At 44.2% G+C, this 15,553-nt stretch carries 15 protein-coding genes; 8 read left to right on the top strand and 7 right to left on the bottom strand.

Annotated features, from left to right (window positions below; all coding sequences use genetic code 11):
* The first annotated feature begins 231 nt into the window (after nt 1–231).
* Nucleotides 232–2,280, top strand: coding sequence for an ATP-binding response regulator (locus tag OCV20_RS09450; RefSeq protein ID WP_086775256.1), 2,049 nt, complete (start codon nt 232–234; stop codon nt 2,278–2,280).
* 150 nt (nt 2,281–2,430) lie between these two features.
* Here OCV20_RS09450 and cqsA read toward each other — a convergent pair whose 3' ends face one another.
* Both cqsA and OCV20_RS09440 read right to left on the bottom strand, forming a co-directional pair.
* Entirely contained in the window at nt 2,431–3,612 is a 1,182-nt protein-coding gene (cqsA, locus tag OCV20_RS09445; RefSeq protein WP_086775255.1) for an alpha-hydroxyketone-type quorum-sensing autoinducer synthase, read from the bottom strand.
* Between the two features lie 303 nt (nt 3,613–3,915).
* Nucleotides 3,916–5,298, bottom strand: a complete 1,383-nt coding sequence (locus tag OCV20_RS09440; protein WP_086775254.1) for an aminotransferase-like domain-containing protein — start codon at nt 5,296–5,298, stop codon at nt 3,916–3,918.
* Between the two features lie 103 nt (nt 5,299–5,401).
* Here OCV20_RS09440 and OCV20_RS09435 point away from each other — a divergent pair, with 103 nt between their 5' ends.
* Nucleotides 5,402–6,301: an EamA family transporter gene (locus OCV20_RS09435; protein WP_086775253.1), complete on the top strand. Its 900-nt coding sequence runs from the start codon at nt 5,402–5,404 to the stop codon at nt 6,299–6,301.
* A gap of 91 nt (nt 6,302–6,392) precedes the next feature.
* On the opposite strand, the gene OCV20_RS09430 is transcribed toward OCV20_RS09435, so the two are convergent.
* The 3 genes from OCV20_RS09430 to OCV20_RS09420 are packed head-to-tail and all read right to left on the bottom strand — an operon-like array spanning nt 6,393 to nt 8,455.
* Entirely contained in the window at nt 6,393–7,391 is a 999-nt protein-coding gene (locus tag OCV20_RS09430; RefSeq protein ID WP_086775252.1) for a CobW family GTP-binding protein, read from the bottom strand.
* Complete coding sequence (locus tag OCV20_RS09425) at nt 7,381–7,941, bottom strand: LbetaH domain-containing protein (protein WP_048611500.1); 561 nt, start codon at nt 7,939–7,941, stop codon at nt 7,381–7,383. The genes OCV20_RS09430 and OCV20_RS09425 overlap by 11 nt, the downstream gene beginning before the upstream one ends.
* A 58-nt stretch (nt 7,942–7,999) precedes the next feature.
* Entirely contained in the window at nt 8,000–8,455 is a 456-nt protein-coding gene (locus OCV20_RS09420; RefSeq protein WP_048611807.1) for a Fur family transcriptional regulator, read from the bottom strand.
* Between the two features lie 651 nt (nt 8,456–9,106).
* On the opposite strand from OCV20_RS09420, the gene ihfA reads away from it, so the two are divergent.
* On the top strand, nt 9,107–9,403 hold the full coding sequence (gene ihfA, locus OCV20_RS09415; protein ID WP_004734853.1) for an integration host factor subunit alpha: 297 nt from the start codon (nt 9,107–9,109) through the stop codon (nt 9,401–9,403).
* Between the two features lie 207 nt (nt 9,404–9,610).
* Here ihfA and OCV20_RS09410 read toward each other — a convergent pair whose 3' ends face one another.
* Nucleotides 9,611–10,600, bottom strand: coding sequence for an ABC transporter substrate-binding protein (locus tag OCV20_RS09410; protein WP_048611496.1), 990 nt, complete (start codon nt 10,598–10,600; stop codon nt 9,611–9,613).
* A gap of 346 nt (nt 10,601–10,946) precedes the next feature.
* Here OCV20_RS09410 and OCV20_RS09405 point away from each other — a divergent pair, with 346 nt between their 5' ends.
* The 4 genes from OCV20_RS09405 to OCV20_RS09390 are packed head-to-tail and all read left to right on the top strand — an operon-like array spanning nt 10,947 to nt 13,544.
* Nucleotides 10,947–11,252, top strand: coding sequence for a c-type cytochrome (locus tag OCV20_RS09405; RefSeq protein ID WP_004734857.1), 306 nt, complete (start codon nt 10,947–10,949; stop codon nt 11,250–11,252).
* Nucleotides 11,249–12,475 carry a molybdopterin-dependent oxidoreductase gene (locus tag OCV20_RS09400; RefSeq protein ID WP_048611491.1) on the top strand — a complete coding sequence of 409 codons (1,227 nt, stop codon included), beginning with the start codon at nt 11,249–11,251 and terminating at the stop codon, nt 12,473–12,475. Before OCV20_RS09405 ends, OCV20_RS09400 begins: the two co-directional genes overlap by 4 nt.
* The gene (locus OCV20_RS09395) at nt 12,475–12,978 is read left to right on the top strand and encodes a cytochrome C (RefSeq protein WP_086775251.1); all 504 of its coding nucleotides are present in this window, start codon (nt 12,475–12,477) and stop codon (nt 12,976–12,978) included. Before OCV20_RS09400 ends, OCV20_RS09395 begins: the two co-directional genes overlap by 1 nt.
* On the top strand, nt 12,975–13,544 hold the full coding sequence (locus tag OCV20_RS09390; protein ID WP_086775250.1) for a c-type cytochrome: 570 nt from the start codon (nt 12,975–12,977) through the stop codon (nt 13,542–13,544). The genes OCV20_RS09395 and OCV20_RS09390 overlap by 4 nt, the downstream gene beginning before the upstream one ends.
* 142 nt (nt 13,545–13,686) lie before the next feature.
* Here OCV20_RS09390 and OCV20_RS09385 read toward each other — a convergent pair whose 3' ends face one another.
* Nucleotides 13,687–14,463 carry a RelA/SpoT domain-containing protein gene (locus tag OCV20_RS09385; RefSeq protein WP_048611816.1) on the bottom strand — a complete coding sequence of 259 codons (777 nt, stop codon included), beginning with the start codon at nt 14,461–14,463 and terminating at the stop codon, nt 13,687–13,689.
* Between the two features lie 324 nt (nt 14,464–14,787).
* On the opposite strand from OCV20_RS09385, the gene OCV20_RS09380 reads away from it, so the two are divergent.
* Nucleotides 14,788–15,441, top strand: coding sequence for a thiopurine S-methyltransferase (locus tag OCV20_RS09380; protein WP_086775249.1), 654 nt, complete (start codon nt 14,788–14,790; stop codon nt 15,439–15,441).
* Nucleotides 15,442–15,553 lie beyond the last annotated feature (112 nt).

Raw genomic sequence — 15,553 nt, 5'->3', positions numbered from 1 at the left:
GAACACCGTGCATGGCCATCGCTTGAACCAAGCTCTCGTACTTAAATTTAAGTGTCAGCAGGCTGCATCATTCATCTACGCTTAATAATAAAAATAAATGCGTTGGTACATATTTGATTGAAACCTCACTGCTCGGACGTGATGTGTAATATAATCGGCGCCAAAATATAAGTATAAAAACCAAATCATAGAATTAATAAACGTCAGGGCTTAGAGAACAAAGTATTTCGTATGAACGCGATTCGTAAAGTTTACCAGTACGCAGAACCGAATCTAACCCTCGTGGGTTGGATGGGCTTTGTCGGTTTTCCAATTTACTACATTGTGTGGGAATTTTTGTTCCCGCAACCCTACGAAAACTTAGCGCTTCGCCTGTTTTGCTCAGTATTGTTCTTTGGCATTATATTTCGCAATCGCGTCCCATTTGAATGGCGAAAATACCTTCCGGCTTATTATCAAGTTGCCGTAACTATCTGTTTGCCAGGTTTCTTCTTCTACATGCTGCTAATGAATAATTGGTCCAACGTTTGGGTTATGTCATTCATGTCGGCTATTTTCCTCCATATTTTATTGGTGCACGTGACGAGAGTGATGTTTGCACAAACCTTTGCCGGTATTGGGATTGCTACCTTGTGCGCTTGGATTGCACAAGGCTTCTACCTCGAACTCACAATGGATTGGACACATGTGCCAATCTTTTTGTTTATCTACTTATTCGGCAACTTGTTCTACTTCCGCAATCAGGTGGAACATGAAAACAAGGTGTCATTGGCGAAGTCTTTTGGTGCAGGTATCGCCCATGAGATGCGAAACCCTCTAAGCGGTTTACTCACCTCTATTGATGTTATGCAGTCTATATTGCCTAACCCTAAAAGTGGCGATCAAAAAGGGCAATATGCGTTAAGTAATGAGGAAGTGATTCAGTTGCGTGAAGTGGGCGATGAAGCGATGGAGATCATTCATTCCGGTAACGAAACGATAGATCTGTTACTGACTTCAATTGATGAAAACCGAGTCTCTCGCTCTACGTTTAAGAAGCATTCAGCGCAAGCTGTGGTTGAGGATGCAATAGACAGCTTCAATTACAAGCGCTCTGCTGATAAGTCAGCAATCTCCTTGGATGTGCAGAGCAACTTTGAGTTCTTGGGCAGCGACACCTTGCTGAAATACGTCATGTATAACCTGTTCAAGAATGCGTTCCATCATCGTAGCCCTGAAGATTTTCATATTCATGTCACCATGTTCAGTGATGAAGTGACGAACCAAATTATGGTGACGGACAACGGCTCTGGTATAACGAACGATATTATTCGTCGTATTTTCCAAGACTTTTACACGACAGGCAGGTCGGGTAATTACGGTTTAGGTTTGCCATTTTGTCAGAAGGTCATGCGCTCGTTTGGTGGTGAAATTAAATGTCAGTCTGAAGTGGATCAATGGACACAGTTCACGATGATTTTCCCATCTTTGACTTCCAATTCGGTGCAGGAAATCAAGAGCGAACTGACTAAACTCAAGACGGTATTGATGATCAGTGATCAGACAGTGCTTTCCAGCAAAATGACTGAAATATCTCGCTTTATGGGCTTTGACCTCGAGATTTTGGATGTGGCGTCAGCGCTTCAGAATAAGGAATATCAATTTGAGTTCGACTTGATTTTCGCTGATATGGAGAGCTTGGATTTAAGAGCAAATTGCCTCGATAGGATTGAATCGTTACTTTCGTTCACTGAGGCGCGAATCATTTACTTGTATGAGCGTCATCCTATCAAGCGTGTGCGTAACATCTCTTTCGAGCCTATTTGGGTAGAAACACAAGTTTGGCTACTGAATACCAAAGCGACCATTGATCGTTTACTGTTTGACTCCAACTATGTGATGCCATCGGTTGCAGTAAAACCGCTAGAGGCCACAACTAAACGTACCATTATGGTGGTCGATGACAACGAGTCTCTACGCCGATTTACTGCAATGTTATTGGAAAAACAGGGCTTTGATGTTGTGCAGAAAGAAGACGGTCAACAAGCCTTAGATGCGCTTGATACCGACGACATCGACTTGATCCTAATGGATATTGAAATGCCAATCATGGACGGTGTTGAAGCTTCTCGCCGTATTCGAAGTGCCGACAAAGAATACTCTTCGGTGCCGATTATTGCTCACACGGGTGACAGTTCTCCCGTTACCTTGGAAAAGATGGAATCGTCAGGAATGTCGGACTTTATTGTTAAACCGGCGGACAAAAACCGACTGTTCGATAAAATTGCTCACTGGATTTAGTGGATGTCATAGTCTGAAGTTCACGGTAATTGGGTAGACATAAATACAAGAAAGAGCTCAGCGAATTGCTGGGCTCTTTTTGTATCGCGACATGATAGCGTCCATTCAGTCCTGCCGTTAGTGTTGGTTATAAATATGGTTCGAAAAAGGTTACACGAACTCTAACTCGGGGTGATGGTACGCTTCGTGACAAACCGTGAGCACATGGTCAATGTCTTTTGGCGTCATGTCGGCATTCACTGAAAAACGGATGATGTTTTTGTTCTTGCCAGTCGCAGGGCGGCAGAATACCGCACCGAACACATCGCGCTGTTCTAGGAAGTCACGCACACGTTCAGTGTTTCTCTCATTGCCGCACTCTAACGCTACAATTTGAGACTCACTGCGGATGTTAAAGCCAATTCGTTTTAGCCCCGTAGTTAGCGATTTTGCCCGATTGAATAAGGCTTCTCGTTTGCCTTCCGCACCTTTGATCACCTCTAACGTTTTCTCTAAACGAACCACTTCTTGTGGTAACACTGTTGAGCTAAAAATCGCAGGGTACGCCACAAACGGCAAGGTTCTAGACAGTTGTTTAGGGCCAAGGATTGCCCCAGCGCGATAAGCAAAGGTTTTTGCCAAGCTAACGGTGATGAAGTCGACTTGGTTGGTGAGCCCCAATGCTTGCACTAAGCCTGCACCATTCTCTCCATGTGTACCCAGTGAATGGGATTCATCAACGACGACCGCACAATCAAACTCTTGCGCCATTTCGTAGATGTCGCGCAGTGGGGCAATGGTGCCGATTGTGCTGTAAACCGAGTCGACAACAATGACGCCTGAGCCGTGGCGTTCTAACTGTTTGCGTAGGTGATTCATATTGTTATGCATAAACGGGTGGGCAACTGCGCCGGCAGCGCGGATTCCTTCCCATAGCGACATGTGTGCAAGGAAATCAATATACACAGGTGTCTCCGGTGGGCAGATGGTTTGCAATAGCCCAATATTGGCCGCCCAGCCTGATTGAGAAAGCATACAGCTCTCCATTCCGACATAGTTAGCGAGTTCTGTTTCAAATGCGGGTTTAGACTGCTCATCTTGTAAGAAAATGGCAGACATCACCACGTTGTCATCGTGCTCACAGATCGCCGCTTGATGGGCTTGTTGGATCTGTTTGTTGTGTGACAGCGCTAGGTAATCATTGCTCTGCATCACAACGGCACTGCGCTGGGGGCGTTTACCCAATACCAAATGCTTTTGGCTTTGATTCTGGGTAATCAGGTCTTGAATATAGAAGTTCAAGCGTTCTTCGATAAAGGAAGGTAGTGGTTTGTTTTTTGTTTTATCACTCATAATAGTTCTCTTCAAATACAGGAAAACGCCAGCGCTGACGGCTGTATATTGACGATAAAAAGTGATGTGTCATTAGCCAAGTTGCATAAATTTGCGGGTGCTTGCAAACTCAGCATTTAAGGGTTTTGAGGCGAGTGGGTTTCCTTACGGTTCGGGGCTTTAACCGAATCAAGATAGGAATAATAGCCCTCTTTTTTATGACAAAAGGCTATTAAAATTCGGCATTCGAAGGCTTTTAAAAAAGCGGATTTTGAAAGGCTGTTAGCTGTTAGCTGTTAGCTGTTAGCTGTTAGCTGTTAGCTATTAGCTGTGAATGTGGATAAGCTCAATTAAGGCATCCAATTGCTGCTTAGTTTCACCCTCTAACGAATACCCAATATTGATGCGTAAGCAGTTACTGTAAAGGTCGAGAGTGCTGAACAGGTGTCCAAGCCTAATATCAATGTTCTGGTCGGCAATTGCCCGAGCAAAGGTTACTTGGTTCAAGTTTGGGATTTGCAGCCAAAGCACCATGCCACCTTGTGGGTTACTTATCTTCACATCTTGAGGAAGGTGCTGAGCCAAATAACTTAGGTATTGTTGGCGCAAAGACAAGATCTGAGAGCATCTTCTCCTCACGTGCTTAGCGTATTGGCCAGATTCAATAAAGTCAGCAACCGCAAGTTGAGTAGGCAGGGCAACTCCGTAGCTCGCAGCAGAGAACTGAGCCTTGTACTCGTTGATAAACCTCCCCGGCAAACACCACCCCAAACGGTAACTCGGTGACAAACTTTTCGATACTGATCCACACCATAAGACATAGCCGCCTTTGTCGTAGTACTTCGCTGGGAGTGGTGTGTGTGAGGAGTAAGACAGTTCAAGATACACATCATCTTCAATGATCGGGACTCGATATTGATTCGCTAATTCGGCAAGCTTCTGTTTTTGACTTGCCGACATATTGATTCCCTGAGGGTTCATATGAGAAGTACAAAAGATCGCGGCATCGACTCGCTTGTTCTTCAAATGCGCTTCCAGCTGTTGCAAGTCGACACCATCATCGAGCGATGGGATTTCTATGATCTGACGTGACATCTTTCCGAGCAACTCTAGAATACCATTGAAACAAGGAGAGCTAATCGCAATGGTGTCGCCTTCTTTGGTACACGATTCAAGAGCGGCCTTAATCGCTGACATACAGCCAGCGGTGATCACCATTTCTTCAGGTGAAAAGTGCACATCGAGCTTGGCAAAGTGAGTGGATAATGCCTGTCGCAACATCGGCTCACCTTGTGTATCTGGGTAGTGGTTGAGCCTGCTGCCCATCCGTTTAATAGCGCGACGAAAACTTCGTTCTAATTCAACGATCGACTGTTCATCATTGGTGGTGCTCGAACCCCCTAAAGGTCCGTTGATTGAGTTGTAGGTCGAAGAGGTTTGCTTAACGCTAGATACCTTACTTTCAAACTGTGCCCACTCAGGCGTTGAGTGAGACGGCTTGTGAGGCGAGACAAAATACCCCGCTTGCGGTCGAGAATGTATCCAGCCTTGTGATTCCAGTTCTTGGTAACAGCTCACCACGGTCGACATGCTGATGGCTTGTTGCTTGGCCAATTGACGTAGCGAAGGCATGCGTCCGCCTTCCGGTCTTTTGCCTGTTTCTATCTCATCGATAAACTGATTGGCTAGCTTTCTGTAGATACTCATTGTCACGACCGCTATTAACTGTACTGGTTTTTATTGTAAAAATTGTATCTGTACTGGTTTTATTGTTCAAGGGATACTCATTCGAAACAAAGGAGGGGTCAGTATGAAAAGAAATGATTTGTTGTTAGCGGTATTCGTCATGGCGATTTGGGGATTCAACTTCTCGATGATCAAAATGGGTGTGACTAATGTTCATCCGTTGTTGGCAACCGCCGCGCGTTTTTCGCTAGCGGTGATTCCGGTGATATTTTTTGTAGCGAGACCTAATGTCGCTTGGCGCTACTTAGTGAGTTATGGCTTTGTGTTCGGTGTGGGTATCTGGGGTATGGCTTCATGGTCGATCACAGCTGGTTTATCGTCTGGGCTTTCATCGGTCTTGCTTTCAACCAACGTATTAATCGGCATGGCGGTTGGCGTGTGGGTATTCAAGGAGAGTGCTTCCGTTCGTAAGTTATTGGGTGCGATGCTAGCCATGTGTGCGTTGGCGGTATTGGTATCTGCAGCAACGGGTAATGTCACCGTTAATGGCGTGATCTTGATTATGATTGCGGCGTGCAGTTGGACCTTGATGGGCGTGATTGTTAAGGCATCGAAAACCATTCAAGCTTTTGCGTTTAATGTCTGGGGGATGCTGTTTGCTCCAGTGCCATTAGTGTTATTTGCCGTGATGTTACACGGTGACCAAATTATCTGGCAGGGCATCGAACAATGGGATTGGAACACGACGATTGCGGTGCTGTTTCAGGCTTACCCAACCACGCTATTTGGTTATTGGGTATGGAATAAGCTGCTAATCCAATACCCTTTAAGCACGACTGCGCCGTTAACCTTGTTAGTGCCTATCTTCGCATTGATCAGTGGTTACTTTATGTACGACGAGGTGCTGTCAGTCGCTCAGGTTGTTGCATCAATACTGTTTCTTGTCGGGATTGGTTTGATTGTGAAACCTGCGAATGTATCGAATACTAAAGCGACACAAACACTTGCCGAGCAAAATGATTGAAGAAAACTGATATTGCATGAGCAGCTTTGAATGACAAATAAGCCCACTAGCTTTGGTATACAAGGTTAGTGGGTTTATTTCTTTCTATGACTTAAGCGATCATGCATTCAAGCAACTGGCCCTCTAGATCGTCGTCTATTTCAAGACCGATCACTTCTATTCTGGTTTCGATACACTCATCGAGTTCTGATTCCGTCAAGCCATCCTCTGTTAAGTTGTACCCGAAAATACCACTTTGAGTAATGAATACCGCTTTCATCCGCTCAGCTTTCAATCCAACTAAAAAGTGTCTCAAACGCTGGTGGTCAAACAGTTTCTCTGCTGAGAATCGCCAACCAACGCTTTCAAAACCTTCACCTTGGTTAGTCGCTTTGATCATGCCGCTTTCTGGCATCGGTAATTCTGAAGCGAGCGGCTTTTCTTGGTGGTGATGATGGTGGTGCGCTTGTTGACCAAAGAAATTTGTATCTCCTTCGAACTCTTCAAAAGGGATTTTTCCATGGTGAGCGAAGACTAGCTTGGTATTCGGGTGACAAATTTCAGTCACGTATTCAGCCAGTTTCTCTGCGTCGCCATCTTGGTATAGGTCGACTTTGTTACCAACTACGGTATCGGCAATGGTGATTTGCTGATTGAAGGTATCGTGATCTGCATAGCGAGAATCAGAGAGCTTCCGTGCATCGACTAAGGTAACGTTTTTCTGCAGTGATAGTACTTTACGGTAATGTTCAGAGGACAAAACTTGCAGCACTTCTTTAGGGTGACCAAGCCCTGTTGGTTCGATTAACAAACGATCGGGTTTGGCTTCGTTAAGCAGTTGATTGAGCGCGATTTGCATCGGTAAACCTGCCGCACAACACATGCAACCACCGGGTACTTCACGAATGAACACTTGTTGTGTGGTCTGGTTGCCTTGAATCAAGCTACCATCAACGCCGATTTCTCCAAACTCATTCACTAACACAGCCCAGTGTTCATTTTCTGGTTTGTTCTTCATCAGGTTGAGAATCGCAGAGGTTTTTCCCACTCCAAGGAACCCGGTAATAATGTTGGTTGGAATGCTTAACATAGGTGACTTATCAGAGCTCATTAGCAATTCTCCTGTAGCCTTGAACTAGGGTGTGGTTGGCTGATACCACAGACTCTGAAAATGCGGAGTATTCAGGCGGTACTTTGGAGATGCTATTTAAGTCAAACCCTGAGCCTATATTGGTCATTGGTGGAACATGGAAGTTTTCCGGTAAATCGAGACCATCTACCACACAGTTGTGGCGAATGACGCAACCTTTGCCAATCACAGCATTGAATACCACCGAGTTGAAGCCAATAAAGACATCGTCACAAACTTCACATGGCCCATGAATGATAGAGCGGTGAGCGATAGAAGAGCGTTCTCCAATGGTAACCGCTGCTCCTGCTTTTGAGTGTATGACGACACCATCTTGAATATTGGTATCGCGCTTAATCACGATTGCTTCCATGTCACCTTGTTCGTTAACCTCGTCGGCACGAATGACGGCGTAGGGGCCGATAAACACGTTATCTTCAATGATGACTTTCCCGCAGATGATAGCGGTCGGGTCAATGAAGGCGGTTTCCGATACGTTCGGCATATGGCCGCTAGGGTTTCTTCTTAACATATTGAGCTCTTTATTTTTTTAGTCCGCAGGGCCTACCACCATTGATGGAGCGAAATATTTATGTGTCGACGCATTCATCACATACGCAGCTAATCTCTAACTGGGGGCTTGTTACAGTAAAGCCTTCTTGCTTTGCGTGAGATTGAAGATCGCGAATGATGGAAGGGGCGATGGTTTGCTCGCTGATTTTGTCGCACTTAGAGCAAATCAAAAACTGCGGGATGCCGTGCTCATGATCGCAAAGGATATGGTCGCAAAGTATGTATTTATTAGAGACTTGCAGCTTGTGCGCTAAGTGCTGCTCTTCAAGAAACTCCAACACTCGATAAACCGACATCGCTTGAACATGTTGATCAAAGTGTTCCTTACAATATTCAACGATTTCATACGCAGACAGCGCTTTGTCGGCATGAACCAGTGCACGCAGTATCAACAGTCTTTTAGCGGTAAACTGTTTTCCGTTTGTTTTACAGCCTTGTTTTACGTGCTCGATGATCGCTTCGATGTCTCTCATTCAATCCACAAAATTAGTGATAATGTAGATATGTTATAACATAACAGTTAGTTTCAGGGAACGAACTTTCACTTAAAGAACCTCTAGGTGGGCTCTCTGTTTTGAGGCTTACTTTGTAGATGAACAATAGCCGTTTATTGCCCATCATTTGCATGTTGTGCCAAAGAAGCTTTCCTATAATGATTGGATTACTGATTAAAACCCCAAAAGAACATGGGTTGTTATAAGTGAATTCGAATTAAATTCTGAAATGATACAAATCTCATATTTAATAACGCTTAATTAGTAACCTCTGTTGAGTCCCATATCAAATCAAGTGGCTGATTTTATTGGGTATCGGAGAAAAGTCTCAAAAATTATTATTTAGATCGCTAAAGTTTTAAATTCTACCAAGTGTTATTTATATAGAATATAACTCCATTTGGTAGCTGTTGAGTAGATGGTTTTTAGCTATATATGTGAATTTTGAAGCGAGTTATCTTTCTGATTTGAAAGAATAATTAAATAGTTAAGATAAAAAAGTTGGCGAAAATCAGAAGCTTGGCATACACTTTCCTTGTAAATGACCTTATCTCATTGATTGAATAGGGTAAATGCTTTGGCGCTACTCACGATAGTAGCAATGTTTAACATAGCTTTGAGGAAAGTTTTATGGCACTCACGAAGGCCGATTTGGCTGAGAACCTGTTTGAGACACTCGGATACAGCAAGCGGGATGCCAAGGAAACGGTTGAGGTGTTTTTCGAAGAAGTTCGTAAAGCACTCGAAAATGGCGAACAGGTAAAACTGTCTGGTTTTGGTAATTTTGATCTTCGCGAGAAAAACGAGCGACCTGGTCGTAACCCGAAAACTGGTGAAGACATTCCAATTTCTGCTCGACGTGTTGTTACTTTCAGACCGGGACAAAAACTAAAGGCCCGAGTTGAAAATATTAAAATCGAGAAGTAGCCAAGCAATAGACCACGCCTAGCGTGGTCTTTTTGTATCTGCATAGAGTTTAAGCGAAACGTATTTCTTTAACTTCGAGTAATCTTTCTCAAACTCTCAAACTCTCAAACTCTCAAACTCTCAAACTCCATCTTCTTTCTGTTCCCTGTAACGAACTTACTTTAGATGCGAAAACGGAGACTAGGGCTATGCCTTTGAATCTTCGCTCTAAAGGGCTTGTTGAACCTTACTTGCGATCTCTTCAGATACCCAAGGCTTCCAAACTTCTGGAGAGCTTTCTAAGAAGTAATACATAGCTTCTTCTGCATCCGCTTGATTTTCTTCCATCCAAGCTAACATCTGGCTCATTTTCTGATTGGTGAAACCACGTTTCTGGAAGTATTCGTAGGCAAGAGGCTGGCTAGTTGCGAAGCTCTCCGTTGTTACCGTGTGAACCGGCGCTGGTGGGAACATGGTCACTTTAGGTGATTCACAGTCAGGTTGAGTAGTGCAGTTTCGAAATTCCTCGACGTCGATACCGCTACCAAAATCAACTTTAACCATCTCATACTTACCTAGCACAGGCGTAGGCGACCAGTAATACCCAAACCATGCTTTTTTGCGTTCGTAAGCTTTCGCTATCGTACCTGCTAAAGCGGCGCCTGAGCCGGGATCAACCATTTCAAAATTGTGATCTTCTAACTTAAGCGCATCGAACAGGTGACCGGAGGTAATCTGACAAGTCCAACCCGCAGGGCAGCTATAAAACGCAAACTTCTCATCATCTTCTGGGTGTTCAAACAGCTTTGCGTTTTTAATCACACCTTCGATAGTCGTGAGCTCTGGATACTGTTCAACTAGGTAGTTTGGGACCCAAAACCCTTCTTCACCCCCATTAACCAGCGACTTACCTGCATAACGTAACCGTTTATCCGCTACGCCTTTGTCGAGTGCTTCTTTGATTCCGTTTGTCCAAAGTTCGGGCGCGACATCAGGCTGACCTTTTTCGATCATAGAGGTACCCGTTGGAACGCTATCTCCGGGGATCAGTTGTGCATCGCAGCCATAACCTTCATTAAGAATAAATTGGTCTACGTGTGCTATTAGGCTTGCCGAGTTCCAGTTCATGTCGGCTATCGTGAACTCACCACACTCGTTGGCATGAGATGGTAGCGCTAGAGCGGAGAGTACGAAAATCGCAGATGTTTTGATTTTCATATGACGAAATCCCTTTAATTGTCAGATGGTTGAAATTGTATCTAAGCAAAAAAACTTAAAGGGATAAAGAGCAATCACCCAGATATTTGTGACTTATTTGAACTGACTACGATCGGTCTGTTTCTGAGTTAGATGAGAGGAGTTGGAATAAAAGATAAACCACACATTTAAAATGGACAGCTAGAGAGTATGAATTAAGTGTATCTCATTGGTTTTTTAAATCCGTTCAGTAAAATTGAACAGAGGTTAAATCTAATTGAATTTAAATCGACCGAGTGATTTGCTGTAATGCGCTCAATAAACAGCCAGTTAATCTATTTTGTTGATCTAAATCTAAGGAGAAGCTTTGCGTAAGTCCGCTTTAGCTTTGATGTTACTCTTTTTATCGACTGTCGCTTCGGCAGCTGAGTACCAGCAACTCGCCAATATGTGCATTGCTTGTCATGGCAGTAACAACGATACCTCGTTTCCGTCTATCCCCAACCTTAAGTGGCAAAACCAAGTCTACCTTACTGAGCAACTGACTGACTTTAAAAGTGGCAAGCGTGAGGACAAAACGATGTCCAAAGTCGCGCAACTATTGTCAGAAGAAGACATCAAGAAGTTAGCTAATTACTTTTACCAACTGAACAACACAGGGTCACCACAATGAGTTTAGATAGAAGACAGTTCCTTAAAGCCGCGCTTTCAGCAACCGCAGTTTCTGCATTGCCGGTGTCGTGGGTGTTTGCCGCGAATCGCCCTGAAGGTTTAGCAGCACTGGACATCAATGCATTAACGTGGGCAAAAGCAGAAGATCTACCGGATTACTACACCGTTTTAAATACCAACCCTTTGAATGCGTATCCGCCAGAAAGTATGCTTGCACCTGCTGTGACCCCTGCAGATGTTCCCTTTGTTCGTTGGAATGGCTTGATGCCAGATTTTACGGAGATGGACCCAGATACTTGGACCTTTGAAGTGAAAGGTGAATCGGTAAAACAGAGTAAAACCTACACGATAGCTGAGCTCAAATCTAAGTTTAAACATCACACGCAAAGCCTTGTGTTGGAGTGTGGTGGTAACAGCCGTAACAATTTTTATCCGAGCACTAAAGGCAATCAATGGAACAATGCTGGTGTTTATTGTTCGCAGTGGACAGGTGTGTTGTTGAGTGATGTGCTTAAAGACTGTGGCATTAAAGATGATGCGGTTTACGTTGGTAACCATGGCTTTGATAAACACTTGAGTGGTAAAGGTGAGGCGATTTCACGTGGCGTTCCTATTGCAGCTGCGATGAACGATAACGCCTTGATTGCATGGGAAATGAATGGCGAGCCGATCCCATATCTCCATGGTTATCCACTACGAACGGTATTTGGCGGTCGACCGGCTTCTGTTTCTCAGAAATGCACAACAGGCATCAGTATTCGAAACAAGATTCATGATGGCCATAAGATGGCGGCTCCTGCTTATCAAGTGCCTAAGAACCCAATCGCTCCGGGTGAGAAAGTAGATAACAAAGATTTCCGAATCATTGAAGAGATGATTGTGAAGTCGCTGATTACTTCTCCAAAAAGCGGGACAGAGTTTGCGCTTGGTAAAAAGGTTAAAGTCAGTGGTCATGCTTGGGCTGGGTTAAGAACCGTTGAGAAGCTGCAAGTGAGTTACGACTACGGTACCACTTGGCACGATGCAAAGCTGAATAAGCCAGTAAACAAGGGCGCTTGGCAACAATGGGAAGCCGATCTAGACCTTCCTATGACCGGCTATTATGAGATCTGGGCGAAGGCGACCGATAGCGAAGGTGATAGCCAGCCAGTCGTGCAACCGCAATGGAATCCTAAAGGTTACCTGTTTAATGGTTGCCACCGTATTGCTGTAAGAGTGTCGTGATGCTGTCTATTTCCAATAAGCCTATTGATGGCAGTTCTAAACTTACCAATTTGGTTGATGTTCACGCATTTCATACAGACTCAACTCCTGCCAGCAAGCGCAGTTACCGTAAAGGCATAATGAGAGCGGCATTGGTGTGTAGCTTATTAACGTCGATGCTCGTTCATGCTGAAGACATTCCAGAGAACCCAAAAGAGTACTACGGCGTAGATAAAGCGTCGGGTCTGATCATGGCACCCGGTTGGGAGACCGTGAAAGGGCAATGTAACGCCTGCCATACCAGCTTAATCGTTGCTCAGAACAGCGGAAACAGAGAGCAATGGCGTGAAACCATTCAGTGGATGGTCGACACTCAAGGGCTGTGGGATCTATCTGATACTTGGGATCCGGTATTGGATTACCTCAGTACCTACTATCAAGACAAAGGCATCGATATGAACAAGTATCGTCGTAAGCCTATTGATAGCGCCTTGATGCCACCTATGCCGGGAGAGAACCAATGATCATTAAGCGATTAAAGCGAACTTCTCTTGCGAGTGGAAACGTTGCGAACGGAGCTGTTGTTAATAGAGTTGCTGCAAATAGAGCTATTGCGATAGCCGCTGTATCAGTAGTTTTGTTGTTGTCGGCGTGTACTGATGAACAGCCGAGCACTGAAGATAAAGTTGCCTCGCGCGTCGAATCATTAGGAATAGAGTCGAAACCAGCGCCGAAGCTTGAAGTGGAAGCTAAATCTGAGGTTGAAACGCTTGTCGATAGCAAGGTAATCACCAAAGATTACATACCTAGCTTAGTGTCAGGTGAAAAGTTGGTTCAGAATCTATGTAGTCAGTGTCATGGCGACAAAATAATTCCCTTCGTACAATCTTATCCAAACATCAAAGGTCAGAAAGCGGGGTATATTATTAAGCAACTGCGTGATTTTAAAAGTGATGAACGCCAAGATTTGTACATGCAGTCGGTGGTCAAACACCTTTCAGATGAAGACCTGCAAGACGTAGCCGCATTCTATGGTACGTTGAAGCCATTGGACTTATACAACCGCACTAAAGAGTATTATCACCAGTAGCTGAGCTTTTTGGGAACACTGGTTAAGTTGGTCTCTACGAGGTTCGGTGGGTAAAGCAGTAGATAACGATAAGAAAAACAATAGATAAAGGAAAGGGCTGCGATTATGCAGCCCTTTGTCGTTCTTGTTTATGAATAAGCGGTTAAGCCGCTTTAATGTGCGTGGTAATGTACGGTTGCCATGCTTGTTGGTAAAGCTCTAAAGATTGGCGTCTTAGGCTATTAATTTGTGCCGCTTCGATATCGTTGATTGGGCGATGTTCTGCAATTGCGTGACGCTCAATACCTTGGATAATTTCGTACAGCTCATGTTCAGGGCCACTTTTCACATCAGCAATCGCTTTTAAGTGAAGTTGAACCTCTGCAATGATGTTGGTTTTAGGTAAACGAACCAACAAGTTAAGGTCACGGTAGCCAGAGTCAGCTGGTGATTTAAACTTGTTTTTCAGCTTAACAACGTCTGCTTCACGGCTTAACGCTTCGTAAACTTCAACCAAGCTCTCTACATCGTTCGCGATGATAGTTGCACGGGCTAAGTCGGTAATTTTTGTCACATCACCATCAAGCTCAAGGGCGATTTTTTCTTCTGCACGAGCTTGAGATTTAACGCCAGCAAATAGCGCTTCAGAATTGGTGAGTAGGGCAGTACTTTTACAGATAGTTTCTAGTTCAGCTTGGCCTTGATGCGCTTTGCTGTACAGAATATCGAAGTCGGTGTAAGGCTGAGTCGGGCGTGAGTCGAAGGCTTTGATGCCGTAAAGGCCGCTCAAACTATGACGGAATACGTTTGAAGATATTTGGTTTTGCGCAGGAGTGCGCGTTTGATCTGTTGAACTTGTTGAAACAGGTGCTGCTGCGAATGCAGGCGCTCGGCTCAATACCAAAAGCATTAGGGCCGTCGTACGGAGAAATACACTCATTCAAACTCCAAAATACAAGGTTACAAAAAACGGGTAGTCAAAAGGGGTAACCAGTAACGCACAAGAGTAAAAACAGCTTAACTAAACTTACTACATATTAAATGGGGCTAGTTAAGACAGAAACCAACTCTAACGTTTAATATTGCTTTAAAATGTGAAGATATAGACAAATAATCCAAGCGTTAGTTCCGCAATTATCAGAACTTTGAACTTAGCCAGTTTCTGATTTTATCGAAACTAATTTGGTACTTTAAACCAAGCTAAGGTTGCTCTTACCTGTCTATACTGTACCCTTGCATTATGACTGTTTAACATGAACGAAAGATGAATAATCCTGAATTTTGGCACAATAAATGGGCAGCCAACCAAATTGGTTTCCACCTCGAAGATGTAAACCCACTTCTGATTAAATTTTGGGAAAAGACTGAGCCCAGCTACGAGAAGAGTGTGTTCGTTCCACTTTGTGGTAAAAGTGAAGATCTGATTTGGCTAGCTTCAAAGCATGAAGATGTTCAAGGTGTCGAGTTAAGCCAGATTGCGGTTCGCGCATTTTTTGCAGAGCACCTTTACACGCCGACTGTGACTCAAATTAGCGGTCAGCACGAACTGTATCAATTCGATGAACTGAACATCTACACGGGCGATTACTTTACAGCGCCAATCCAGCCTGTCGACACCATTTATGATCGCGTGTCTTTAGTCGCATTGCCTGAAGAGATGCGAGTGCAGTACGTAGAGCGTTTGAAACAACTGTTGACACCGGGCGGTAAGATCCTTTTGGTGACTCTAGATTATGACCAAAGCGAGATGGCGGGGCCTCCGTTTAGCGTACCTAAGTTAGAGATTGATCAATTGTTTTCGGGATACAAAATCACATTGTTGAATCAAGATATTGCGGACGATGAACATCCGAAGATTGCTAAGAAGGGCTTGTCTCGATTCAGTGAAGAAGTGTATTTGATTGAGTCAGACGCTTAAGTTCAGTCTGCTTAGTTAAGCCAACAGATAACACCAACAAAAAGACGGGCTCGATAGCCCGTCTTTTTTTATTGTTCAGATTTGAACTCGTGATTGTTCATAATTGAATAGC

The sequence above is a fragment of the Vibrio coralliirubri genome (assembly GCF_024347375.1).
Classification (GTDB): Bacteria; Pseudomonadota; Gammaproteobacteria; order Enterobacterales; family Vibrionaceae; genus Vibrio; species Vibrio coralliirubri.
This window is presented reverse-complemented; position numbering and strand designations above follow the sequence as displayed.